Annotated in this window: 15 protein-coding genes; 3 read left to right on the top strand and 12 right to left on the bottom strand. The window is 67.1% G+C overall.

Going from position 1 to position 24659, the window contains the following annotated elements; genetic code table 11:
• Positions 1 to 36 precede the first annotated feature (36 nt).
• From H7A87_RS02760 to H7A87_RS02725, 8 genes are all read right to left on the bottom strand, one after another.
• Complete coding sequence (locus H7A87_RS02760; protein WP_119129492.1) at positions 37 to 387, bottom strand: DUF3325 domain-containing protein; 351 nt, start codon at positions 385 to 387, stop codon at positions 37 to 39.
• Positions 375 to 698 (bottom strand): hypothetical protein, encoded by a 324-nt coding sequence (locus H7A87_RS02755; RefSeq protein WP_119129491.1) that lies wholly within the window; start codon positions 696 to 698, stop codon positions 375 to 377. Before H7A87_RS02755 ends, H7A87_RS02760 begins: the two co-directional genes overlap by 13 nt.
• Positions 695 to 2293 carry a PepSY-associated TM helix domain-containing protein gene (locus tag H7A87_RS02750; RefSeq protein ID WP_232087912.1) on the bottom strand — a complete coding sequence of 533 codons (1599 nt, stop codon included), beginning with the start codon at positions 2291 to 2293 and terminating at the stop codon, positions 695 to 697. Before H7A87_RS02750 ends, H7A87_RS02755 begins: the two co-directional genes overlap by 4 nt.
• A 64-nt stretch (positions 2294 to 2357) precedes the next feature.
• Positions 2358 to 4877: a TonB-dependent siderophore receptor gene (locus H7A87_RS02745; protein WP_119129489.1), complete on the bottom strand. Its 2520-nt coding sequence runs from the start codon at positions 4875 to 4877 to the stop codon at positions 2358 to 2360.
• Between the two features lie 117 nt (positions 4878 to 4994).
• Positions 4995 to 6044, bottom strand: a complete 1050-nt coding sequence (locus H7A87_RS02740) for a FecR domain-containing protein (RefSeq protein ID WP_119129488.1) — start codon at positions 6042 to 6044, stop codon at positions 4995 to 4997.
• 9 nt (positions 6045 to 6053) lie between these two features.
• On the bottom strand, positions 6054 to 6563 hold the full coding sequence (locus tag H7A87_RS02735; protein WP_104534532.1) for a sigma-70 family RNA polymerase sigma factor: 510 nt from the start codon (positions 6561 to 6563) through the stop codon (positions 6054 to 6056).
• 418 nt (positions 6564 to 6981) lie between these two features.
• Positions 6982 to 9396: a hypothetical protein gene (locus H7A87_RS02730; RefSeq protein WP_119129487.1), complete on the bottom strand. Its 2415-nt coding sequence runs from the start codon at positions 9394 to 9396 to the stop codon at positions 6982 to 6984.
• A 206-nt stretch (positions 9397 to 9602) separates the two neighbouring features.
• The gene (locus H7A87_RS02725; protein ID WP_119129486.1) at positions 9603 to 11780 is read right to left on the bottom strand and encodes a hypothetical protein; all 2178 of its coding nucleotides are present in this window, start codon (positions 11778 to 11780) and stop codon (positions 9603 to 9605) included.
• A gap of 389 nt (positions 11781 to 12169) precedes the next feature.
• On the opposite strand from H7A87_RS02725, the gene H7A87_RS02720 reads away from it, so the two are divergent.
• The gene (locus H7A87_RS02720; protein WP_119129719.1) at positions 12170 to 13684 is read left to right on the top strand and encodes an acetyl-CoA hydrolase/transferase family protein; all 1515 of its coding nucleotides are present in this window, start codon (positions 12170 to 12172) and stop codon (positions 13682 to 13684) included.
• Positions 13685 to 14522: 838 nt separating this feature from the next.
• Here the strand turns inward: H7A87_RS02720 and H7A87_RS02715 are convergent.
• The 4 genes from H7A87_RS02715 to H7A87_RS02700 all read right to left on the bottom strand — a co-directional run bounded on the left by H7A87_RS02715 (position 14523) and on the right by H7A87_RS02700 (position 21760).
• Positions 14523 to 15596, bottom strand: coding sequence for a 3-deoxy-7-phosphoheptulonate synthase (locus H7A87_RS02715; protein ID WP_104649313.1), 1074 nt, complete (start codon positions 15594 to 15596; stop codon positions 14523 to 14525).
• 729 nt (positions 15597 to 16325) lie between these two features.
• Complete coding sequence (locus H7A87_RS02710; protein WP_119129485.1) at positions 16326 to 19217, bottom strand: TonB-dependent receptor; 2892 nt, start codon at positions 19215 to 19217, stop codon at positions 16326 to 16328.
• Positions 19218 to 19684: 467 nt separating this feature from the next.
• Entirely contained in the window at positions 19685 to 21325 is a 1641-nt protein-coding gene (groL, locus tag H7A87_RS02705; RefSeq protein ID WP_011035771.1) for a chaperonin GroEL, read from the bottom strand.
• A gap of 147 nt (positions 21326 to 21472) precedes the next feature.
• On the bottom strand, positions 21473 to 21760 hold the full coding sequence (locus H7A87_RS02700) for a co-chaperone GroES (RefSeq protein WP_003483210.1): 288 nt from the start codon (positions 21758 to 21760) through the stop codon (positions 21473 to 21475).
• A gap of 474 nt (positions 21761 to 22234) precedes the next feature.
• Between H7A87_RS02700 and H7A87_RS02695 the strand changes: the two genes are divergently transcribed.
• Positions 22235 to 24046, top strand: a complete 1812-nt coding sequence (locus tag H7A87_RS02695) for an endonuclease (RefSeq protein WP_119129484.1) — start codon at positions 22235 to 22237, stop codon at positions 24044 to 24046.
• A 279-nt stretch (positions 24047 to 24325) separates the two neighbouring features.
• Positions 24326 to 24658: a divalent-cation tolerance protein CutA gene (cutA, locus tag H7A87_RS02690; RefSeq protein ID WP_104583552.1), complete on the top strand. Its 333-nt coding sequence runs from the start codon at positions 24326 to 24328 to the stop codon at positions 24656 to 24658.
• Position 24659: the final 1 nt, after the last annotated feature.

The raw sequence follows: 24659 nt of genomic DNA, 5'->3' as shown, positions 1-24659 counted from the left end.
GATGGTCGGTGTGTGTGGTCTTCAAACGACAGCAAGCTACAGCACGTGCCAAGCCATCACTGCGCATGCCGCGCCGCCCAGCAGCACTGCCAGCCCTGCACTCCAGCGCGGCGCGTACGCCAGGCCCAGCGCCACCCACAGCGCGGCTACGCTGACAAAGCCCAGCCACAACAAGGTGCCCACCGCTCCGCCCCAAGCGAGCACGCACAGCACCAGCGCGGCGATCAACAGACAGACAGCCATCGCACGCAGCAACCAACGCTGCATGACCGGCGCAGTGCGGCGGCCGGTGAGCTGCTCGTAATGGCGATGCATCGCCACGGCCAGGGCCATCATTGCGGCATGGCAGAGCGCGGCGCCCAGCAGCGCGGTGATCAGCCCATCCATGGCGGATGTCCCAGCAACCAGCTCGCACCGCCCAGCGCAGCGATACCCACGCCCAGCCAGCCCCACATGCGCAATGCACTGCGCGCACGAAACATCCACAGCACGACGACCGTGTAGATGGCGAAACTCAGCAAGGTCGTGCTCAGCACCGAGACCGCAGGCGACACGCCGGCAAACCGCGACAGCAGCTGCGCCAGCACGCTGCAGCCGGTGGAGGTCAGCACATAGCCGCCGACGCTGGCAGCGAGTACGCGACCGGCAACCGACCAGCGGTAGCAAGTCACCGACGCGGCGCTCGAAGAACGCTTCACAACACATCCATCACAGCAGCGGCGCCGCGCCTGGCGCGTGTCGGCACCGGTCGCACCGCGCTGCGGTGCGCCCGATATGCCGCGTAAGCAAATGCAATGCCGAAGACCAGCGAGACCAGCTCGACCCCGGCGCGCTGCAGGTCGCCCGCAGCCAGGTACACACCCAGGTGCTGTCCGGTGGTGACCGCATTGAGCAGCGGCAAGCCCAGGCACAGCAACGCGGTCATCGCCAGTTGTTCCACCCAGGCACGGGCGGGCCGGCGCAGCAGCGCATGCAGCAGCGTGGCCGCCCACACCCACAGGAATGCGTGGATTTCGATCTGGCTGCGCGCGGCCTGCGCAGCCGGCACCAGGCGGTTGGCATAGAAATACGCAATGCTGGCCAACGCGGTTCCTGCGAGCGCGGCGGCATTGAGCGCTTCCACCACCCGATAGATGCCGGCCGTGGCCGCGCCGAACTCCTGCTCGCTACGCCGACGCCGCTTGATCGAAAACAGCACCGTGCCGGTGGCCATCATCAAGGTGCCGGCCAGGCCGCAGATGAAGTACAGCCACTTGCTGGTCCAGCCGCCGAACCCGGCCACGTGCAGGGTCTTGATGACCTCTTCCACGTCCTGTGCGTGCATGTCCGTCCGTGCGGCATCCGCATGCTGCTCCAGCACCACGCCGCTGTTCGCATCGAACACCACGCTGTTGGCAGGATTGAGCAGGCGCCGCGAGCGGCCGGTATCGGCCACGCGCGCGATCACACGCAGCCTGCTGTCAGGGCGATCGGGCCGCTCGATCACCAGTGTCTGCGCAGCCGCACCATTGCGCACCGCTGCACGCTGCACCAGTTCCGGCAAATAGGCGGGCACGCCGTTGGCCGCGACTTCACCTGCGCCGGCCGCAGGCGCTGCCGGCGTCAGCGCATCGGCATACCGCGTGTACGCGGCCTCGTCGCTGCCATACAGCGCCTGCAATGGCCCAGGCATGTAGCTGGTGGCGAAATACGCCAGGCCGGTGTAGACGATCATCAGCAGGAACGGCAGCGTCAGCACCGCCGTGGCGTTGTGCGCGTCCAGCCACGAGCGCTGGCCCTTGCCCGGGCGGAAGGTGAAGACATCCAGAAAGATCCGCTTGTGCACGATCACCCCGGACACCAGCGCGATCAGCCCGCACATGGACACCCAACCCACCAGCCAATAGCCGGGAATGCCGCCGTGCAAGGTGTAGTGGAAGCTCATGAAATGCCGGCCGCCTTCGGTCTGCCGGCCCCATGGAGACGGCAGCAGCTCGCCGCTGCCGGGATCCAGTGCTGCCTGGCCCTGGCCATCGGATGTCCGCCAGATAAGCGTGAGCGCCTCGCCCGGATGCGTGGGCAGGCTGATCCGCCACATGCGCGCCTGCGGCGCAAGCTGGCGCAGTTGCGCCAGTGCACGCGGCACCAGCGCGTCTTCCGACAGGACCGTGTGCATGCGCGCGCTCGGCAGGGCCGGTGTGGCCTGCATCCAGCTGGTGATCGGATCGCGAAACACGCTGAGCGTGCCGGTCAGGAAGATCGCGCACAGCAGCCAGCCGCAGCTCAGGCCGCACCAGGTGTGCAGCCAGGCCATGCTTTGACGAAAGCCATCTTTCATCCGGCACGCACCAGGCACCACCGCAGCACGCGTGCACGCATCACAGCGCGCCGCGCAGGGTCACCATCACATTGCGCGGTTCGCCGTAATAGCGCCCGTTAACGAAGCTCGACAAGGTGGTGTAGTAGTGCTTGTCGAACACGTTGTTGAGATTGACCGCCACCGACCACTGCCGGTTGACCTGATACCGCGCCAATGCGTTCCAGACCGCGCGCCCCTGGATCGGCGCAGTGGCGGTGCCGATCTGCCGGTACGCCGCGCTCTGCGCGCTGACACCGCCGCCGACGGTGACATCCTGCAGCACGCCCGGCAGCCGGTACGTGGTCCATACCCGCAGCAAGTGCTTGGGCGTGTAGCTGTTGAAGGTCTGGCCCTGGCTGCTGACATCCTGCAGGTAGGTGGTGCGGTTGAAGGTGTAGCCGGCAAACACATTCCAGTCGCGCAGCACCTCGCCGCTGACTTCGGCATCGAAGCCACGGCTGCGCACCTTGCCGCTGTCGATGTAGCAGAAATCGTTGTTGCGGCAGGTGGGGCTGGTGCTCAGGTCGGCCTGGGCGCGGTTTTTCTGCTCGATCTGGAACAGCGCAAACGCGCTATTGATGCGCCCATCCAGCCACTCGCCCTTGAGGCCCAGCTCGTAGTTGGCCCCGGTCATCGGCTTGAGCATCTCGCCGGCTTCGGTCTGCGCGTTCTGCGGCTGGAAGATGTCCGCGTAACTGGCATAGGCCGACCAGGTCGGGCTCAAGGCGTACAACAGGCCGGCGTACGGCGTGACCTGCCCGGTCTCGCGGGTGTGCTCGATCGATTGCGATGGCGACAGCCCGGTGGTGGTGGTGTTCCAGCGGGTGTCGTGCCAGCTCACGCGGGTGCCGACGATGGCCCTCAACGGATCGGTCAGCTGCCAGCGCAATGCGCCATACATGCCGAATTCGCGCGAGGTGCCATGCCGGGCCTCGCGCGCATTGGCGAAGATTTCTTCGTCGCTGATCGCCCGCACGTTGCGCTGCAGATCGAACACATTGAAGGTCTGGAAGTTGTTCTTGTTGCCGTAAACGGTATCGACCGTGTTCTCGGCAAAATTACTGCCCAGTACCACCTCATGCCTGCGCCCGAGTGCATTGAAGTGCCCGATCACGTTGGCATCGAAGCCGAACGCATCCGCATCGGAAATGGTGCGCGCCGCCAACAAGGCGCCGGTGCCGTTGGCCGGATTGATCGCGCGGCTGGAGCTGGCGTATTTCAGATCGTGCAGCTCGCGCACCTGCACCGCACTGAGCTTGAACACCCAATCGGCCGTGAAGCGATGGTCCAGGTCCAGATACAGCCCGCGATTGGACGAGGACTGCCGGTTCCATGCCGCACCCAGATTGGTCTGGCGCGGCAGGCCGATATCGCGGCCATCGCTGAAACTGGGCAGACCACCGAAGAACGGCCGGCCTTCAACTTGTTCGTAGCTCACGCCCAGGCTGAGCTGGGTCTGCGGCGAAAATGCGTAATCGAGCGTGCCGTAATAGGTAGGCGTGCGGCGCGTGACCCCATCGACGAACGCGCGCTGGTCCTGGTAATCGATCACCCCGCGCGCGCGCAAGGCGCCATCGGCGCTGAGGTTGGCACTGGCATCGATCAGCGCGCCGTAGCGATCCCAGCTGCCGCCCTGCACCATCACGCTCACGCCCGGCACATCCAGCGGGCGCTTGCGCACCAGGTTCACCGCACCGCCGGGGTTGCCCGCACCCTGGAGCAGGCCGGCCGCACCGCGCAGCACTTCGGCGCGATCGTAGATGCCCATGTTGGCGCTGTAGTTGCTCGCCCGGCCGTACATGCCGCGATTGAGTGGCACGCCGTCGTACTGCACCGTGGTGATGTCGAACCCACGCGAATAGATGTACTTGCCGCCCTGCGGGCTCTGCACGATGGTGATGCCGGTGGTGCTGGCCAGCGCGTCGTAGACCGAGGTGATGTTCTGCTCGTCCATCAACTGGCGGGTGACCACGCTGATCGATTGCGGGATGTCCTTGAGCGACTGCTCGCCACGGCCGATGCTGACCGCGCGCGCGGTGTAGCTGCCGGTGCCGCTGGTGGCCGCACTGCGGTTGGCCTGCGCGGTCACCTTGACGGTGGGCAGCAGCCACGCATCCACCTCGCTCCTGGTCGCGCTGGGCTGCGGCGCGGCGCGCAGCACGTAGCCGCCGGTCTGCAACGGCACAGCCTGCAGGCCGCTGCCGGCCAGCAGCGCAGCCAGGGCGGCCGGTGCGGTATAGCTGCCCTCCAGCCCGGCGGTGGTCCTGCCGTCGGTCTGCGTGGCGGTGAAGCTCAGCAACAGGTTGGCCGAACCGGCCAGTTCACGCAGTGCAGGTGCCAACGGGCCGGCGGGGATGCGATACGCCTGGCGGGCATCCTGCGCGGCAGGCGCGGTCTGGGCGATGGCGTTGGGCATGCCGGCGCACAGTGCCAGGCTGCACAGCGCAAGCGCCACGGCCGTGCCGAGTGGGCGCTGCACGGCGCTGCGCTGAGACGAGGAAGAAGAAAGTTGGCCGCGGCGGCGGGCAGTGATCGACATGCTGTTCCCACAAAGGTTTGGTGTCGCACTGACACCGTCATTGGGGAGGTGCCACAACGGCGGCGATCGGGCAGCCCGGGTGCACACTTTTTTGGCGACGTGCCGGCTGGCGGCGCCTCAGCCATGCCCGGCCGCCTGCACCGTCACCCAGTAACGGCTGCGCCGGCTCACCCGCACCGGCAGCACGTTGGGCAGCATCGCCAGGATGCGGTCGGTGTCGTCCAGCGGGAACACGCCGGAGACGCGCAGGCCGCCTACCAGCGGGTCGCAGCGCAACAGCCCGGAGCGATAACGGCCCAGTTCGGCGACAAACGCATCCAGGCGCCACTCGTCGGCAATCAGCTGCCCGCGCACCCAGGCGGAGCCCTGTACATCGACCGGCGCGATGGCGCCGAGCGTGTCGGCGGTAAAACGGCACTGTTCCCCCGCCTGCACGCGCCCGACGGCCTGCGCGGCCCCACGCGGACGCACCTCCACCGCGCTTTCCAGCACGCTCAGCCGGGTGTCGTGCTCGTCCTGGCGCACGCAAAAGCGCGTGCCCAATGCGCGGATATCGCCCTGCGCGGTGCGCACCAGCAACGGCCGCGCATCGTGGCCCGCGCCAAGCGCCTGCGCAGTGGTCACCATGATCTCGCCGGCCAGCAACTGCAGCAGCCGTTGCTGCGCGTCGAACCGCACATCGATGGCGCTGCGGGTGTTGAGGGTGATGCGGCTGCCATCCTGCAACTGCACCTCGCGGCGCTGCCCCGTCGCAGTGGCGTAATCGGCGGTGGCGCGCTGCCAGCGTTCGGTGCGCGAGGCCAGCACGCCGGTGGCTCCGGCCACCCCGCCCCACAGCAGCAGATTCAGCGCCTTGCGCCTGCCCGGCGATGCCTGGCCATTGCTGCCCGCATACGGCGACAGGCTGCGATAGGCCGCCTGCGGGGTCAGCGTCTTCAGCCGCCCGGTCACCGCCTCGATATGCGCCCACGCCCGCGCATGGTCCGGATGCGCATCGCGCCATTGTTGCCAGCGCTGCAGCTGCGCCTGGCTCGCGGTGCCGGACATCAGCACCGTCAGCCACTCGGCAGCCTGATCGGCGACCTGCGCACTGATCGGTTGCCCGCCGGCCAGCGGTGCTCGCTGGTCATCGGCGGCGCGCGCGCGGCGTGAGGCGGCATCAGCCATCCGTGCGGCTCACGCCGACAGGGCGAACAGGCAATGCCGGTTGGCACGCGTGAGATATTGCTTGACCGAGCTGCTGGACACGCCCAGCCGCTGCGCGATCTGCGCGTAGCTCAGCTCCTGCAGATGCGCCAACAAAAAGGCTTCCTTCACCTTGGGCGGCAGGCCATCCAGCGCCTGGTCCACCTGCTGCACCGCTTCCAGCGCCAGCAGTTGCAGCTCCGGCGACGGCGCCAATTCCTCCGGCAGCGCAGCCAGCAGTTCCAGGTAGCTGGTTTCCAGCAATTTGCGCCGCTGCCGGTGCGCCATCAGCCGGCGCGCGATGGTGGCCAGGAACGGGCGCGGTTCGCGGATCTGGTCGGCCGCCCCTGCGCTGATCACGCTGATGAAGGTGTCCTGCGCCAGGTCGGCAGCCACGAACGCATCGCCCAGCTTGCGCCGCAGCCAGCCCTGCAGCCAGCCGTGGTGGTCGGTGTACAGGCGCTCCACCTGTTGATGAAGCGCGCCTTGCGTGACCGACACGATGACCTCCTGAACGGCTGGTCCGGACGGCAAGGCGCCCGGCGACAAATGAGAATTGATCTCATTCTAGCGGAAGCCGGCCGAGCCTGCAGCCGCAGCCACCGGCCGATCCGTCACGCGGGTTGGGCGACGTGTGGGCAATTGGCGCCCCTGCCTGAGCCGGCAGTGGCCTGGCCAACCCTCGACAGCTGGGCGTCTGGCAGGCGAGCGGCGGTGCGGTGGCTTGACTCGCCAGGCGTCGGGCAATAAAAAAGCCCGCTTGCAGCGAACTGCCAGCGGGCTTTGCTCCCTCCCCCACGTCGGGATGCAGGATCATAGTGCGCGCCCCGAACGCCACTTGCACGCTGCACTGCAAAACAACACCAGGCAGTACAGAACTGGCGCTTTTTTCTTCACGTCGCGTTGGCGCGCGGCAGCCTCAACGCAGCAGATCGGGCTGGGCCTGATACCACTCCGGTGCACGCAGCAGATGCCATTGCGGGGTCTGGCCGCGCAGCCCCACCGCTGCGCTCAACATGCCCCAGCGCGCGAGCAGGCTGCCGCTGCGCTGGCTGCCCTGCAAGCGCAGGCGTGCATCCACCTGGAAGCGTTCGTTGCGTGCCTGCAGCCGGTCGATGATGACGGTTTCACCCTGCCAATGCACACGCCCGGTCACCTGCGCCTGGCCTGCATCCACCAGCCGCAGCATCCAGTTCGGAATCGAACGGTCGCGCGCGTATAGCGACATCAGGAATGCCAGGTCACGCACCTGGATGCGCACGCGTCCATCCACACCGACCGGCTGGCGCCATTGCATGCGGGTGTCTTCCAGCACGATGCGCGCCCACCAGCCATCGCGGCGCCGGCCATCGGGCCCGGTGAATCCGACATTGCGCAGCTGGATGGTGCTGGCATCGAGGCGGAAGTTTTCTGCACGCAGATCGCCGCGCTGCAGGCGCAAGTCCGCATCCACATCGCCACGCAGTGCCAGGCCGGCAAACTGCAGCCGCGCCGCACGTGCGCCGATCCGCAGGCCGCCCTTGCCGATGCGGCCGCCGGGTTCGATCTGCAGATCGCCGCTCAATACACCGTTGCCGCCATCGAAGCGCAACTGCTGCTGCGGCAGATAGCGGTTGTAGGCACGCAGATCCGGCACGCGCGCATTGGCGAACCGCAGGTGCGCGCGCGTGGCGTCGCGCAACGTGGCCAGGTTGCGCGCATCGGCACGCGTCTGCAGCTCCAGACGCAGGTCGCGGCCCTGCACGAATGGACGCGTGGGCGCCTCGTCGTGCGCAATCGAGAACTGCTGCATCTGCAAGGCAAGTGCCGGCAGAAGCTGTCCGCGCGCATCGGCGCTCACACGCAGATCGGCACTGGCCTGGCCATCGATCGCATGCCCCATCACGCCGACATGCGCCTGCACGTGCGGCACCTGCAGGCGGCTGCCGGCGTCGAGCTGGCCGCGATCGATGCGCAGATCCGCATCCACCAGGCCCTCGCCTTCCAGCGTCAGCCAGTCCACATCGGGAAACAGCGCCGGAATCCAGCTCAGCGAAGACAGTTGCCAATGCAGGCGCGCATGCCCGGAGGTGCGCGGCAGCAGGCTGCGCATCGATTGCAGCGGCAGTTGCCGGCCTTGCACGCGAAGATCCGCATCCAGGGTCAGCCCGGCATCGGCGGGCTCGGGCATGCTGACTTGCAGACGCATGTCCTGATCCACCTGCAGTTGCGCTGCAAGCTCGCCCAGCAGGGCAGCCGGCGTGCGCGTGCCATCGTGCAGCGGTGCGCGCCATTGCAGTTGGCTGCCGGGCTGCAGGCTGCCACGCGTCCAGCGCAACTGCCCATCCGCACGCCCCTTGCCGGCACGTATGGCGAGCGTATGGCGTCCTTGCGCATTGCGTGTGACATCCAGTGCTGCGGTGTCGCCATGCACGGTCAGCTGCGCATCGGCAAGCTGCAGCATCGCCAGCCCGCGCGCCTGCTCCGGCGCATGGCGCGCGATGCTGGCGTCGATGCGCAGCTGCCCGTTGCGCAGCACCTCGCTACCACCCCAGCGCATCCGTGCATTGTCGAAGCGCGCCCGCGAGGGAAACAGTTCCATCGGCCCGCCGCGCAATTGCTTGAACAGGCCCAGCTCCAACTGACCATCGCCTTCGATCTGCAGCTGCCGCAGCGTCACTGCCTGCACCTGGTCGGCGACGATGCGGTCGAATTGCAGGGTCCAAACCGGAGCGGTGGATGCGGGAACTGCGGGTACACCAGCGGTCTTGGCGCCCCCGGCGGATTGCGGCACACGGGTGGATGCGCCGGTCGTGCGGGCGGGCGGCTGCGTGCTCGCCGCGACGTCCGTGGTGCGTGTGGGTGGCTTGTCCTGTGCGGTCGTTGGCGTCGTCATACTGGCTGCGTCAGCCAGCGCCGCAGCTAACACCGGCGTATTCGGCGCTGTCGCCGGTGCTGGCATCGCCACGGTACCGGCTGTGGGCACAGCCGCCTGCATGCCGCCACGCACCCCGTGCGCATGCACCTCCGGCACCAGCAACTGCCGGTGCAGCAACGGCAGCAGCTGTACCTGCCCGCTCATGCGCTGCGCGCTGACGTTCCAGCGGGTGCGTGCCGAGCGGCCTTGCAACTCCACCCTCCACAGCGTCAGCCGGCCTGGCCACCAGGTCACTGCCGGGCCCCAGTGCATGGTGAACCTGTCCGGCTTGCGATTGAGCGCGGCCGGCCCGAGTGGCGTGTTGAGCAACAGGTTGCCGAGCAGCAGATAGCTTGCGTACACCACCAGTAACGCCAGCAACGGCCAACGCACCAGGCGGGGCAATCTTTGCCAGCGGGCGCGAACAGGCATCGTCATGACGGCAAGGCTCCTGAAGACCGCGCACGCGGCATGACGCAGTGTGCCAAGGAAACCGTGAGCGCGGTGCGCAGCGGCGAGTGCGGCTGGGCACCGGCAGGTTGCCCGGTGTGCAGTCGATGTCCTGCACGCGCGGCAATGCGCGCACTACCTCTTCGAAGACGAAAAATCTGGCCGCGTTACCCAAGCCTCAAACAAGGAACCGCTTACTTCGCTTTCGACACCGCCGGCAGCAATCCCGGCTGCGCGTCGTACCATTCGCGTGCACCGGCCAGGTGCCATTGGCGTTGCTTGCCATCGAGTTCGATCCCGGCGCCCAGCACGCCCCAGCGCAGATACAGGTCGCCGCGCCGCTGCTCGTCATTCAAGGCCAGCCGCGCACGCAGCGACAGGCGTGCATTCTCCGCATGCAGGTCGTCGATCAGCAGTTGCTGCTTGCGCCAACGCACCCTGCCGGTGGCGTCGAGTTCGCCCGAATCCAGCAAGCCCAATACCCAACGCGGGTAGTCGGCGCGTTGCGCAAACACCGACAGCAGCGGCGCGATATCGCGCATGCGGATCGCCGCGTCGGCATCCACCTGGAATGGTGCGCTGGCCTGGATGGTGCCGGCACCGACCTGCATCTGCCCCCACCAGTTGGCATCGGCGCTGTCCTCGCCCACCCGCATATTGCGCAGGCGCACGCGCGTGCCGCTGAGGTCGAAGAACTTGTTCTTGAAATCGGCGCGCTGCAGCTGCGCCTGCAATTCGGCATCGCCGCGCATCTGCACGCCGGCCAGCGCCAGATGCGCGCCCTGCCCGCGCAGGTTGGCGTGGCCGCTGCCCACATCGCCGGCGGCATTGAGCGCCACATCGCCGGTCAGGCTGCCGCTGCCGCCGAGCAGGCGCACGTTGTTGCCCGGCAGGTAACGGTTGTAGACGGTGAGATCGGGCACGCGTGCATCGCTGAAACGCAGCTGCGCCTTGAGCGTGTCGCGCAGGCGCGCCAGTTCGGCGTCGCCATGCATGGCCAGCTGCAGATCGCGGCCGTCCAGCAGGATCTGTTTGGGTGCAGCGCGCGACGCGGCCTTGAAGATGGGGATGCTCACGTCCAGATGCGCCTGCGGCGTGGCGGCATCGTCGATGCGTCCATGCGCCTTGGCGACACCGGCCAGCCGCGTATCGAACACCTGCGCCACTGCCTCCACCCGCGGAATCTCCAGGCTGCTGCCGCTGGCGAGCCGGCCTTGCGCCAAGCGCAGATCGGCCTCGACCAGGCCACCGCCTTCGAGCTGGAACCAGGGCTTGCGCACGAACAACTCGGCAATCCAGTTCAGCGATTCGAACTGCCAGCGCCCACGCACCTGCCCGGACAGGCGCGGCAGCACCTGCGCAGGATCCTGGAAGGGGATGCTGCGTCCGGCAACGCGCAGATCGGCCTGCAGCTCGCTGCCCGTCTTTGCGTCGCGTGGCAGCCGTGCCTGCACGCGGATGTCGCGCGCCACGTCCAGCTGCAGCGCCAGCATGCCGCGGTCGGTCGCCCCGACGCCGGCCATCAACGGCAGGCGCCAGACCGCATGGCTGCCTTCCTGCAGCGTGCCGCGGTCCAGCGTGATGTCGGCCTCCACCCGCGCCGCCGACGGCCCGCTGCGGATGTCCACATGCGGCGCACCGGTGTCGATCTTCAACGCCACCGTAGCGGCCTTCAGCTGCAGCCGCGCGTGGGTGATGCCGAGCTTGCGCAGGCCCGGCGCTTCATCGCGGTAGTGACGCGGAAACTGGAATTGCGCATCCAGCTGCGCGCCATTGAACACCTGCACCCCGTCATAGCTGACCACCGCATCGCTGAAGCCTGCCTCGGAGGGAAACAGCTCCGACGGGCCACCCTTGAGCTGCTTGAGGAAGCCGACGCTGCCATGGCCCTGCCCGGCGATCAGCAGCTTGCCCAGGCGCGCGCTGCGGATGCTGTTGCTGGTGATCGCATCGAAGCGCAGCGTCCAGCCCTGGTCGCCGCGTGGCGGTGGCGGAATCGGGGTGTCGGAGGTTTCCACCTCCGCGCTCAGCCCGGTGGCGTGCAACCACGGCAGGCGTACCTCGCGTCGCAACAGTGCCAGCAAGGCCACGCGCGCATTGGCGCGATCGGCATGAAACACGTACACGGTGCGGTTGGCCTGCCCGCGCATGCGCACGTTCCAGGCCATCACCTGCCCCGGAAACACCGTCAGTGCCGGGCCGGTCTGCATGGTGAATTTATGCGGCTGCCGATTGGTGACGGCATCGAACAACGGCGTGTTGAGAAACAGGTTGCCGGCCAGCAGATACAGCGCATACAGCGCCACCAGCACGACCACTGCGATGCGCCATGGCCGGGGCCAGCGCTGGAAGCGGTCGCGAAGAGAGGGCATGGGCGCAGGCACAAGTCGAGTCTGCCGCCACTATCGCGGTTGCGCTGGCGGCGAGGCGTGAACGTGGCCGGTCGCCCGTAACCGCACACGCTGCACGCCAGCTGGAGCTGCATGGCGGCCGGCACTGCGCGCGGGTGGTGCGCGAGATGGCCGGCCAGGTCCGCCAGGTGACCGCACGCCTGGCCAGCGGCGACGCCAACGCCACATATGGCAGCGTCCCAGAAGCGCAGCGGGAGTGGATGAAGCCTCGCCCGTGCCGCGCTCCTGCCACGCAACAGGTCGCTTCGCATGCGTCCGACGCGGCCCGCGAGGCGCATTGCACCATGGTCGCAGCGCGGCCGACGCACGCAGCGGCGATAATGGGACGTCTCCTGCCTGCTGTGCCGCCCATGTCCGACGAACGCATCCTGTACGCGCCGCTGCGCGAGCGCCTGGTTTCTGCCGAGGCCGCTGCCGCATTGATCCAGCCCGGCGAGACCGTGGCGATGAGCGGCTTCACCGGCTCCGGTTACCCCAAGGCGGTGCCGATGGCGCTGGCGCAGCGCATCGAAGCGGCGCATCTGCAGGGCCAGCCGTTCCAGATCAAGTTGATGACCGGCGCGTCCACCGCGCCGGAACTGGATGGCGCACTGGCCAAGGCCGACGGCATCGCCATGCGCATGCCGTTCCAGTCCGACCCGGACGCGCGCCAACGCATCAACGCCGGCACGCTGGACTATATCGACATCCATCTCAGCCACGTCGCCCAGCATGTCTGGTTCGGTTTCTACGGGCAGATCGACACCGCCGTGGTGGAGGTCTCGGCGATCCGCGCCGACGGCAGCCTGGTGCCGTCCACCTCGATCGGCAACAACAAGACCTGGCTGGACCTGGCCAGCAAGGTGATCATCGAGGTCAACGACTGGCAGCCGGCCGGCCTGGATGGCATGCACGATGTCTACTACGGCACCGCGCTGCCGCCGCAGCGCAAGCCGATTCCGCTGATCCACGGCGACGACCGCATCGGCGAGCCCAGCCTGCGCTGCGATCCGGACAAGATCGTGGCAGTGGTGCGCACGCATGGCCCGGACCGCAACAGCCCGTTCGCCGCTGCCGACGACAGCAGCGAACGCATCGCCGAACACTTGATCGCGTTCCTGCGCCATGAAGTAAGCAAGGGCCGGCTACCGGCCAGCCTGCTGCCGCTGCAATCGGGCGTGGGCAATATTCCCAATGCGGTGCTGGCCGGGCTTGCACGCAGCGGCTTCCGCGATCTGGAGGCCTTCACCGAGGTGATCCAGGACGGCATGCTCGCGCTGCTGCGCGATGGCGTGCTGCGCTACGCCTCGTGCACCGGTTTTGCGCTCAGCCCGGAGGGCAACGAGGAATTCAAGCGCAATATCGATTTCTACCGGCAGCGCATCATCATGCGCACGCAGGAGATTTCCAATCACCCGGAACTGGTGCGCCGGCTCGGCTGCATCGGCATGAACGGCATGATCGAGGCCGACCTGTACGGCAACGTCAATTCCACCCACGTGATGGGCAGCCGTATCATGAACGGCATCGGTGGCTCCGGCGACTTCGCGCGCAACGGCTTCCTGTCGATCTTCCTGAGCCCCAGCATCGCCAAGGCCGGCAGCATCTCGTCGATCGTGCCGATGGTCAGCCATGTCGACCACACCGAACACGACGTCTCGGTGATCGTCACCGAACAAGGCCTGGCCGATCTGCGCGGCCTCACGCCCAAGCAACGCGCACGCCAGTTGCTCGATCACTGCGTGCACCCGCGCTACCGCGATGCACTGGAAGAGTATGTGGCGCGCGCCAATCGCGACAGCTATGGCAAGCACACCCCGCATCTGCTGACCGAGGCGCTGTCGTGGCATCAGCGCTGGTTGGAGACCGGGGATATGTTGGAGTGAGCTGGGAATCGGGAATCGGGAATCGGCGGTTGTAGCCCATCGCCTCGGCGCGATAGGTGGAGTGGAAGAGCGTCGACGCCCGATGGTGCTTTACCTTGGGCAACTTGCAACGCTGCTGCCATTGAGGGAAGTCATGGTGCAGTCGTCATGTCTGGCGTTTGACGCTGGCCGAACTGCATTGCCGGTGCCGACCTGCGTGACATCGCCACGTCATGCAGGTGGCGGATAACGTTCCTGCCCGCTCGCATTCGGCGGCAGGACGGCTCTCTCCCCATCCTGCCGCTGGGGCGCGACGGGTCATCACCGGGTGGTGCCAAATCCGCCAGGCCGGCTCCGTGCACCGGCCCGGCGTTCGTGTTCTGGAGCGGCCATCAACACGACTGCGCACATCGCCAGGCTGCTCGACCGGCGTGTTGACCGCTTGCCGCCCAAGCGCGCGCTGTTTGGGATGTGCAGCGTGCTGGACACTTTGCACTTTGACTATGCGAAGCACCGGATGGAATCTGCGGCGCATTAAGGTGCTGCGCGTTGAGATGCTGCAGTCCGGACGAGATGGGCTTTGCATTTATGCCCTTGCGCGCCGGCGAGTGCGCCGCATCGTTTGTGGGCATGCAGTCTCAGATCGCTGTCGTCCGCCGTACGCGCATCCTTCCGCTCCGCGACCCGGCCCGTGCTGGCAGCGCGCGCGTGCCAACACACGCGCGCCAGTGACGCACGCTGTGTCTTTGCGCGCCGCAGGGAGCAATGCTTATCCCTTCTCCCTGCCGGAGAAGGTGGCGCGCAGCGCCGGATGAGGGTGCGGGCGAGGCCGCGTTCCCTCACCCGGCTGCCCCGACGATCACGCCGCTTCGGCAACCCGCCTGGCACGCCGCGCACGCACGGCCGTCGCCAGGCGCTCCAGCACCTGCACCGAGGCGTCCCAGCCCAGGCAGCCGTCGGTGATGCTCTGGCCGTAGGTCAGCTCGCAGCCGGGCACCAGTTCCTGGCGTCCGCCGACCAGGTGGCTCTCCACCATGACGCCGACGATGCGCGTCTCGCCGCCTTCCAGCTGCGTGGCGATGTCGTCGATGACCTTGGGCTGGTTCTCGGGGTTCTTGCCGCTGTTGGCATGGCTGGCATCGATCATCAGGCGCGCCGGCAACCCGGATTTGTTGAGCACCTGGCTGGCCGCTTCCACATTGGCCGCATCGAAGTTGGGCTGCTTGCCGCCGCGCAGGATCACATGGCAATCCGGATTGCCTGCGGTTGCGGCCACCGCAGTGTGGCCGTCCTTGGTCACGGCCAGGAAATGATGCGGGTGCGAGGCCGCGCCCACCGCATCCACCGCGATCTTGACGTCGCCACCGGTGCCGTTCTTGAAGCCCACCGGGCACGACAGGCCCGAGGCCATTTCGCGGTGCACCTGGCTTTCGGTGGTGCGCGCGCCGATCGCGCCCCAGGCCACCAGGTCGGCGATGTACTGCGGCGAGATGATGTCGAGGAATTCCACACCGGCCGGCAGGCCGAGGTTGTTGATGTCGCGCAGCAGACCGCGCGCCACCCGCAGGCCCTTGTTGATCTGGAAGCTGCCATCCAGATCCGGGTCGTTGATCAGGCCCTTCCAGCCGATGGTGGTGCGCGGCTTTTCGAAGTACACCCGCATCACGATCTCCAGCGCATCACCGAACTGCTCGCGCAGCGGGCGCAGACGGTGCGCATAGTCCATCGCCGCGACCGGATCGTGGATCGAGCAGGGCCCGATCACCACCGCCAGGCGGTCGTCGTGGCCATGCAGGATGGCGTGCAGCGCGGCGCGCGAGTTGGTCACGGTCTCGGAAGCGCGCTCGTCGCAGGGCAGCAGCGACAGCAGCTGCGAAGGCGGGGCAAGGGCTTCGATCTTGCGGATACGCAGGTCATCGGTCACAGGCGGCATAACAGTGTCTCGGTGGGCGGTGTTGCATCAGGGGGCCAGGCGCGGCGGCAACAAAAAAAGCCGCCAGTGTGCGCTGGCGGCTTTTCGGGAATGCTGCTGAAGATTTCTTCAGGGTGAGCGCAATCCGTCCTCCGCCAGCGGCATCGGAAAACCGTAGTACCAAAAGTAAAACTGGCTGCGGGGTGCGTTCATTGAGTGCATTGATACCACGCACGTTTCGGCCGTGCCACTGTTTCATCGGCAACGGAACGTTGCAGCGCGCTGCCGGCGCCATCCGGGTCGATTGCCTGATCCGCGCATTATCGTGTCCAAACCCCTGCGATTGCGGCGTCTCAGACGCAACCTGCGCAGGGATGCAACGCCGATGCGCCGCGGGTATAAGCACGGCCGATCATGACGATGCGAACAATCGATCACCACCTCCGCGGAATTCGGGACTGGGCGCGGTACACCCGACCAGCCCTCTCTCCCCTACATGGCTTCAACCAGCGGCGGCTTCGATGTTGGGTCACCGCCTACTCGGACAACGTACCCAGCGACAAGTAGCGGTGACTCCCGCGATGCCAAGATCCAGTCAGGCCCTGCGGCAGAAACGTTTCGTGTCGACCATCGTCGGCAACCACGCAACCCCACCTGCTGCAGGGTGGATGACAAACGGCGCGCCCGTTTTTGCCTGCACCACACGCCACGGCGCTATGCCGTGACGTGTGGTGCGGCCGCCACGCTCAATCAGAAGGTGAACACATATTCCGCCGCCACTTCGCGGCCGATCGGATTGAACAGCGTGGTGTTGTAGAAGCCGTAGCCGTAGAAGCGCTCCTTGTTCTCGTAGCCCACTTCGTTGAACACGTTGTTGACGTAGAAGTTGACCTTGGCGTGGTCGGTGATCCTGTAGCCGGTGCTGAGGTTCCAGTAGATCGCCGGGCCCACACGGCCGAAATAACGCTTGCTGCTCTCGCCCAGATGCACGTTGGCGGTGTCGGTGACCACGCATTCGTCGGCGGCACTGGGTTGGTAGCCATCGTCGAAACGCGCGCAGGTGCCCCAGTTGACCGCGCGCATGGAGCCGAGCCTGCGGAAGTACACCGTCCAGTCCCAGGCGCCGCCGTTATCCCAGTGCACGCTGCCACGTACACGGCTGCGCACGCGTTCGTCGCGGCGGTTCTCATCGCTGTCGGTGCGGTAGATCTGCTCGCGGTAGGCCAGCAGGCTGTTGTAATCCAGCGACAACTGGAAGTTGCCCCAACCCGCCGTGGCAAGGCGATACTTGAGCGAGGCGTCGATGCCGGAGGTTTCCATCTGCGCCAGATTGATCGGGCCGCGCTCGATGCTGGCGATGGTGCCGTCGGCGTTGCGCGTCACCCGCGAGGTGATGGTGTCGCAATAGCCGGCACCGCCGGGATTGTTCCAGGCGCCGCCACTGATGGTGGTGCCGGTGCGGCAGCCGGCTTCGGCCGACAGGATCTCGTCGCGGTCCAGATCCTTGATCATTTCCTCCAGCTCGATGCGGTAGTAATCCACGCTCAGCGACAGGCCCTGCACGATGTCCCACACCACCCCGCCGGTGAACGAGCGGCCGGTTTCCGAGCGCAGATCCGGGGTGCCGCGACGGTTCACATCCACGGTGTAGTAGATGTTGCTGTTCTCGTCGTTGCAGCCGCCGGTCTGATACGCGCCGGAGGCGATGCAGCGGTACTGGTCGATCACGGTCTGGTTGGTGGAGCTGGGTTCGCCGAGCACGTAGTGCATGTCAGGCGCGCGGAAGCTGGTGGCCAGCGTGCTGCGCAACAACAGGCTCTCGACCGGGCGCCATTCCAGACCCGCGCTCCAGGTGGTGTCGCTCTGGGTGCCGACATCGGTCGCAATCGCGGCCGAGGAACGGTAATTGCCGTAGCGATCGTAGCGACCGGCGATGTTGGCGCTCAACGTCGACAGTAGCGGGATCTGGAATTCCAGCCCGGCCGAACTGCGCAGGCGTTCGCCACCACCACTGTCCACCACGTCCACCGGGTAGCATGCGTTGGCGCAGGGGTCGGGCGACAGCTGGTAGCCCTGCTTGGCGACTTCGGCCACGGTGGCGAAGCGGATCGGCCCGGCCCAGCCCTGCACCAGATCGCCGCTGAGGCTGAAACTGGCCTGGTTCACCCACGAATAGGCCGAGTTGTGCGATTTGGCGACCAGGTCGTCGTACTCACTCGAGGACAGCGGCGCATACAGCCGCGCCTGGTTGATCGCATGGATCGGCGTGCCATCGGCAGCGGTGCCGATGGGGCTGCCGAGGAAATACGCGGTGGCGCGCGCGGTATCCACGGTGCGCACATATTCGTCCACCGTATAGCGCGAGCGGCCCACGCTCAGTTCCCAGTCGAAGCGGTCCGCCCACGCACCGCGCAAGCCGGCGCTCAGGTCCCAGGACTGCTCCTTGTTGTAGTTGGCCAGCCTGTCCCAGCCGCCGGCTTCGCGCCGGGTGAGCTGACGGATCAGGTTCAACGAGCGCCCGGTGTCGGCGTCCTGGAACGGGCCCAGATACGCGTACGGCGGGTCATAGGTCCAGCGGCCGATGCTGCGGTTGGCCGACAGCGTGGCCCAGGCCTCGGTGTGCTCGCCGAATTTCCAGGTGCCGTAGAGATAGGCCGAATAATCCTCGCTGCCGGTGACCAGCCCCCAGTCGCCGTAGTCGCGCGCCACGCCGCAGTAATCGCCGGCATTGGTGACCACCCCGGTGTTCTGGTCGTAGCTCAGCCGTTGCCCGTCGATGAACTCGCCGCCGAAGCGCGCGCAGGTGCCGGCAGGTGGCGCCAGGCGTTCGCTGGTATTGGCATCGACCAGGCTCAGGCCGGTGAACGGGTTGAAGCCGTAGCGGCGGTTCTGGCCGGTCCAGTTGGAATAGGACATGTCGTCGGAGTCGTCCATCTGCGGGCGATCGCGCCCGTTCAGCGGGTCGCGCCGGGTGGCCTGCAGCGCGTAGGTCAGGCTCCAGTTCTCGCCGGTGCGCCCGCCCGCCCACGACACGTCGAAACTGTCGCGGCCGCCTTCGGTCGCAGTGCCGCCGCGCAGGCGCACCTGGTCGCCCTGGTAGTCGCGCTTGAGGATCACGTTGACCACGCCGGCCACCGCGTCCGAGCCGTAGATGGCCGAGGCGCCGCCGGTCAGGATGTCGATGCGTTCCACCGCCGCGGAGGGGATGTTGCTGTAGTTGGAAAAGTTGCTTTCGCCGCCGTACGGCAGCGGGTAATCGGCCACGCGGTGGCCGTTGACCAGCAGCAGCGTGCGGCCCGGCCCCAGGTCGCGCAGGTTGATCGGTGAGGCATTGGGCGTGTGCGAGCCCCACTGCGTATCGGCCTCCACCGAGCCCTGCTGGTTCATGCTGTTGAGCACGTCGTAGACGGTGGCAAAGCCCTCCTGCTGGATCTGCTGCGCGGAGATGGTGACCACCGGCTGCGCGCCTTCGACCTGCGCGCGCTTGATGCGCGAGCCGGTGACGCTGACCGCGTCCAGCGTGGAGGTGGCGCGCGGTTGATCCGGCTCGGCCTGCTGGGCAGTGGCCGACGGTGCGACGGCGGCGGTCAGGGCAAGGGACAAGGAAATCGACAAGGCAAGGCGATGACTGCGGCAGTTCATAAGATCCCCGGGAGATGCCGGCATGGCCGGCGTGGCGTTCCACTGCAACGACGCCTGCGAGCGATGCACCGCATCGCCGCCCCCTGTCCGATGGCCCCCCGACCGTTCGGCGCAAGCGCCTGCCCAGCGACGCTAGGGTTGCGATGACATCGGTGTCAACACCTTGTCATGCAAGTGTGATTGACGTCGCGATCTGCGCGGTTTTGCGATGGTGCACACGGTTGGGGCCGCGAGCCTGTTGCGCGGGCTGGTGGCGCATCTGCGCGGCGTAGGAGCGCACCCGGGCGCGATTGGGGCGTTACCGGTGAAGCCTCGTCGCGCCCAGGTGCGCTCCTACGGGTCATGGGGGTTGCGTGGACCAGGCACGACCAATCGACGATCGCCTCTTGCGGCATCCACGACCGGCCACAAAAAAACCCCGCCTTTCGGCGGGGTCCTTTTTTGCTGCAACAACCGGTGGGGCTGGATCAGAAATCCATGCCGCCCATGCCGCCCATGCCACCGCCGGCCGGCATCGCCGGCTCGTCCTTCTTCGGTGCATCGGCCACCATGGCTTCGGTGGTGATCATCAGGCCGGCGATCGAGGCTGCGTTCTGCAGCGCCGAACGGGTGACCTTGGTCGGATCCAGGATGCCGAACTCGACCATGTCGCCGAACTCGCCGTTGGCGGCGTTGTAACCGTAGTTGCCGGTGCCTTCCTTGACCTTGTTCAGGATCACGGACGGCTCTTCGCCGGCATTGGCCACGATCTCGCGCAGCGGGGCTTCCATCGCGCGCAGGGCGATCTGGATGCCGTGGGTCTGGTCTTCGTTGGCACCGGTCAGGTTACCGACGGCCACCAGCGCACGCACCAGGGCCACACCGCCGCCCGGGACCACGCCTTCTTCGACGGCTGCACGGGTGGCGTGCAGGGCATCTTCGACGCGGGCCTTCTTTTCCTTCATTTCGATTTCGGTCGAAGCGCCGACCTTGATCACTGCAACGCCACCGGCCAGCTTGGCCACGCGCTCCTGCAGCTTCTCCCGGTCGTAATCGGACGAGGTGTCCTCGATCTGGGTCTTGATCTGGCCAACGCGGGCTTCGATCGTGGCCGAGTCGCCGGCGCCGTCGATGATGGTGGTGTTCTCCTTGGAGACCTGCACCTTCTTCGCACGGCCCAGGTCCTTGATCGTGGCCTTCTCCAGCGCCAGACCCACTTCCTCGGAGATCACGGTACCGCCGGTCAGCACGGCCATGTCTTCCAGCATCGCCTTGCGACGGTCGCCGAAGCCCGGTGCCTTGACGGCCACGACCTTGACGATGCCACGGATGGTGTTGACCACCAGGGTCGCCAGCGCTTCGCCTTCGACTTCCTCAGCCACGATCAGCAGCGGCTTGCCGGCCTTGGCCACGCCTTCCAGCACGGGCAGCAGGTCGCGCACGTTGGAGATCTTCTTGTCGTGCAGCAGGATGAACGGGTCGTCCAGGTCGGCCGACTGGCTCTGCTGGTTGTTGATGAAGTACGGGGACAGGTAGCCGCGATCGAACTGCATGCCCTCGACCACGTCCAGCTCGTTTTCCAGGCCCGAGCCTTCTTCAACGGTGATCACGCCTTCCTTGCCGACCTTCTGCATCGCTTCGGCAATGATGTTGCCGATCGACTCGTCCGAGTTGGCCGAGATGGTGCCGACCTGGGCAATCGCCTTGTCGTCGGTGGTGGGCTTGGAGATGTTCTTCAGCTCGATGACGGCAGCCTTGACGGCCTGGTCGATACCGCGCTTGAGGTCCATCGGGTTCATGCCGGCGGCCACGGCCTTGGCGCCTTCGCGGATCAGGGCCTGGGCCAGCACGGTGGCGGTGGTGGTGCCGTCGCCAGCGTTGTCGTTGGTCTTGGAAGCGACTTCCTTGACCATCTGCGCGCCCATGTTCTCGAACTTGTCAGCCAGTTCGATTTCCTTGGCGACGGACACGCCGTCCTTGGTGATGGTCGGCGCGCCGAAGCTCTTCTCGAGCACGACGTTGCGGCCCTTCGGGCCCAGGGTGGCCTTGACGGCATTGGCAAGCACGTTGACGCCACGGACCATGCGGGTACGTGCGTCTTCACCGAAACGAATGTCTTTAGCAGCCATTGGTATGTAACTCCGGAAATGGGGAATTGGGAATGGGGAATCGGTAGATCAACAGCGTGAATCGGGCCTGGGTGGGATGGCGAAGGGCGCTAGCCGCTTTGCCTATTCCCGATTCCCAACTCCCGATTCCCGGCGCATAGCGCCTGATCAGCCGATGACCGCCAGGATGTCGTCTTCGCGCAGCACCTTGTACTCGACGCCTTCGGACTTGTAGCTGCTGCCGGCGTACTGGCCGTAGATGACCTTGTCGCCGACCTTGACCACCGGCGCGCGCAGGCTGCCGTTGTCCAGGGGCTTGCCGGCGCCGATGGCGACGACTTCACCCTTGGTGGACTTTTCCTTGGCGGAGTCCGGGATCACGATGCCGCCGGCGGAAACTTCGTCGGCTTCGATCGGCTTGACTACAACGCGGTCGTGAAGCGGCTTGATGCTCATAGAGAAAGACCCTCTTAAGTGATTGATTGGTCTGGAAATTATCGGCGATGTTAGCACTCGCATGTGACGACTGCCAGCACAGCGCGCGGAAAAAACCCGACAGAGCGGGTGCGGGCCAGAGATTGTGCTGTGTGGGCAGCTTTCAAGGGCTGGGGGCAAAAATTTTTTCGCCGGGCAGTCCCGGTCCACAGCTGGCAGGGCCGCTGGCGGGAGCCGGCGGGCAGTTCGCCAGGTGGCTGCGAGCGGGCGGGTTTGCCACCGGACTGCGCAACGGGCTGCGGCGCCTGGCGGCACTGGGCACTGGGCACTGGGCACTGGGCACGGGGCACGGGGCACTGAGCGGTAAGCGGTAAGCGGTAAGCGGGTTAGCCGAGTCACCGGGCCAGCCGCACTAAAAATGGAACCAGGTTCCACCGATTGTCATGCGCACGTCTTACAGTCGGCAACGCATTCCCCGATCACAAGGAGCTGTCGATGAGGTTGCCGTCCCGTGCCCGTGTTTCCCCCTTGCGCTGGTCCCTGCGCTGCGCGCTTCCCCTGGCCTGTGCCTTCGCGCTGACCGCCCCTGCCGCCCACGCGGCGGTGTTCATCAACGAACTGCATTACGACGACGCGGGCGCCTCCGGCGACAGCGGCGAAGGCGTGGAGGTGGTGGCCACCGCCGGCGAATCGCTGAGCGGCTACCGCATCTATCTGTACAACGGCAGCACGCCGGGTGCGGCGACGGTCTACGCCAACACCGCGGTGCCGGCCGGCAGCCTGGTCAGCTGCGGCAGCCAGGTGCGCGTGGCCACGGTCGGCTACGCCAGCAACGGCGTGCAGAACGGGCCCAACGACGGGGTGGCGCTGGTCGATCCCAACGGGCAGCTCGTGCAGTTCCTCAGCTACGAAGGCGCCATCACCGGCAGTGGCGGCCCCGCCGCGGGCGTGACCAGCCAGACCCTGCCGGTCAGCGAGAGCAACAGCAGCGCGGTCGGCAGCTCGCTGCAACTGACCGGCACCGGCAGCAGCGCGGCCAACTTCAGCTGGGCCGGCTCGTCGGCGCAGACCTTCGGCGCGTGCAACCGCGGCCAGAGCTTCAACGGCAGCGGCGGTGGCGGCGAGACCGGCGGCGCACCGACGATCACCAGCACCACCCCGACCCAGGGCGCGACCGGCTTCCCCGCCGCGGGCGACCTGAGCGTGGGCTTCAGCGAGGCGGTGACGCTGGGCAGCGGCGCCTTCGCGCTCAGCTGCGCCAGCTCCGGCACGGTGGCACTGAGCTACCCGACCAGCGGCACCCGCTTCAGCCTGTCCACCAACACCGCGCTGGTGGGTGGCGAGCGCTGCACCCTGGCGATCACCGCCAGCGCCATCCGCGATGCCAGCGGGCTGAGCCCGGCCGCCAACCAGTCCATCGCCTTCACCGTGGCCACCGCCAGCGGCGGCGGTACCGGCTATTACGGGCGGGTCAACACCGCCAATGCCAGCCAGTTGCGCTGCTCGCTGCACACCGTGATCAAGGGCCACACGGTCTATCCGTACAGCGGCTCGGGCACCAGCACCTGGACCATCCTGGAAATGGCCGACGAGGATCCCAACAACAGCGGCCGGATCCTGGACGCCTACCGCAACCGCAGCTACGCCAAGGGCAGCGACCGCGCCGGCACCGGCAGCGGGCTGACCTACAACCGCGAGCACACCTGGCCCAACTCGCTGGGCTTTGGCAGTGCCAGCGGCGACAAGGGCCTCCCGTATGCGCCCTACACCGATACCCACATGCTGTATCTGACCGACACCGCCTTCAACGCCGACCGCGGCAACAAGCCCTATGCGGCCTGCACCAGCAGCTGCGGCGAGCGGGTCACCGAGGTCAACGACGGCAGTGGCGGCGGCAGCGGTCGCTATCCGGGCAATTCCAACTGGGTGCGCACCCCCGACGGCAACGGCGGCACCTTCGAGGTGTGGGGCAAGCGCAAGGGCGACATGGCGCGTGCGGTGATGTACATGGCGATCCGCTATGAAGGTGGCACCGACGCAGCCACCGGGCAGTCCGAGCCGGACCTGGAGCTCACCGACGACCGCAGCAAGATCGTGCAGACCTCGGCCTCGCCGGCCTACATGGGCCTGCTGTCCACGCTGCTGGCCTGGCACCAGGCCGACCCGCCGGACGATGCCGAGCGCGCCCGCAACCAGGTGATCTTCAGCTTCCAGGGCAACCGCAATCCATTCGTGGACCACCCCGAATGGGCGACGTCGAGCCTGTTCACCTCGGCCAAGCCGGCCAGCTGCCAGCTGGCCGAGTGATCCAGCCCGGCCCGGCGCGCAAGGCGTCGGGCCGGGCGTCGGCCTGCGGCGGCAACCCACACCATCGCCCACGCGGCGAACGTGCGCGGCCGCCGGCCCGCGACGTCCGACGTTGTGCCCTTCATCCGGCGCATCGCCATCGCGTCCTTGCATGCGCGAGCCGCCGGCGCGCGGGCACCGCCGCCCGGCCACCCGGCCGTCAGGCCTGGCGAAGTTGACGCCCTGTTCCGGAATCTGCGGTCGATCCCCTGCAGACAGGGGATTACACTGCGCGGTCACATGAGCGCCGCTTCCCTCCATCTATTGTTCAGCACCTGCCCGGACGCCGACAGCGCCGAGCGCATTGCGCGCGCGCTGCTGGACGAACGCCTGGCCGCCTGCGTCACCCAGTTGCCCGGGGTGCAGTCGCTGTATCGCTGGAACGGGGCGATCGAGCGCAGCCAGGAAGTGCAGCTGTTGATCAAGACCTGGGAAGACCGCGTGCCGGACGCCATCGCGCGGCTGCGGGCGCTGCATCCGTATGAACTGCCGGAGGCGATCGCGGTCCAAGCCAGCGCCGGGCTGCCGGCGTATCTCGATTGGGTCCGGGCCGAAACCCGCAAGGAATCCTGAC

This window comes from Xanthomonas sp. CPBF 426 (assembly GCF_903989465.1).
GTDB classification, from domain to species: domain Bacteria; phylum Pseudomonadota; class Gammaproteobacteria; order Xanthomonadales; family Xanthomonadaceae; genus Xanthomonas; species Xanthomonas euroxanthea.
This window is presented reverse-complemented; position numbering and strand designations above follow the sequence as displayed.

What these genes read in the sequence shown, in the direction of transcription:
- H7A87_RS02700 (WP_003483210.1), bottom strand. Translation starts at nt 21,760, where the DNA reads ATGAGCATCAAGCCGCTTCACGACCGCGTTGTAGTCAAGCCGATCGAA.
- H7A87_RS02740 (WP_119129488.1), bottom strand. Translation starts at nt 6,044, where the DNA reads ATGGCTGATGCCGCCTCACGCCGCGCGCGCGCCGCCGATGACCAGCGA.
- H7A87_RS02695 (WP_119129484.1), top strand. Translation starts at nt 22,235, where the DNA reads ATGAGGTTGCCGTCCCGTGCCCGTGTTTCCCCCTTGCGCTGGTCCCTG.
- H7A87_RS02715 (WP_104649313.1), bottom strand. Translation starts at nt 15,596, where the DNA reads ATGCCGCCTGTGACCGATGACCTGCGTATCCGCAAGATCGAAGCCCTT.
- H7A87_RS02725 (WP_119129486.1), bottom strand. Translation starts at nt 11,780, where the DNA reads ATGCCCTCTCTTCGCGACCGCTTCCAGCGCTGGCCCCGGCCATGGCGC.
- H7A87_RS02750 (WP_232087912.1), bottom strand. Translation starts at nt 2,293, where the DNA reads ATGGCCTGGCTGCACACCTGGTGCGGCCTGAGCTGCGGCTGGCTGCTG.
- H7A87_RS02710 (WP_119129485.1), bottom strand. Translation starts at nt 19,217, where the DNA reads ATGAACTGCCGCAGTCATCGCCTTGCCTTGTCGATTTCCTTGTCCCTT.
- groL (WP_011035771.1), bottom strand. Translation starts at nt 21,325, where the DNA reads ATGGCTGCTAAAGACATTCGTTTCGGTGAAGACGCACGTACCCGCATG.
- H7A87_RS02745 (WP_119129489.1), bottom strand. Translation starts at nt 4,877, where the DNA reads ATGTCGATCACTGCCCGCCGCCGCGGCCAACTTTCTTCTTCCTCGTCT.
- H7A87_RS02720 (WP_119129719.1), top strand. Translation starts at nt 12,170, where the DNA reads ATGTCCGACGAACGCATCCTGTACGCGCCGCTGCGCGAGCGCCTGGTT.
- H7A87_RS02730 (WP_119129487.1), bottom strand. Translation starts at nt 9,396, where the DNA reads ATGACGATGCCTGTTCGCGCCCGCTGGCAAAGATTGCCCCGCCTGGTG.
- cutA (WP_104583552.1), top strand. Translation starts at nt 24,326, where the DNA reads ATGAGCGCCGCTTCCCTCCATCTATTGTTCAGCACCTGCCCGGACGCC.
- H7A87_RS02760 (WP_119129492.1), bottom strand. Translation starts at nt 387, where the DNA reads ATGGATGGGCTGATCACCGCGCTGCTGGGCGCCGCGCTCTGCCATGCC.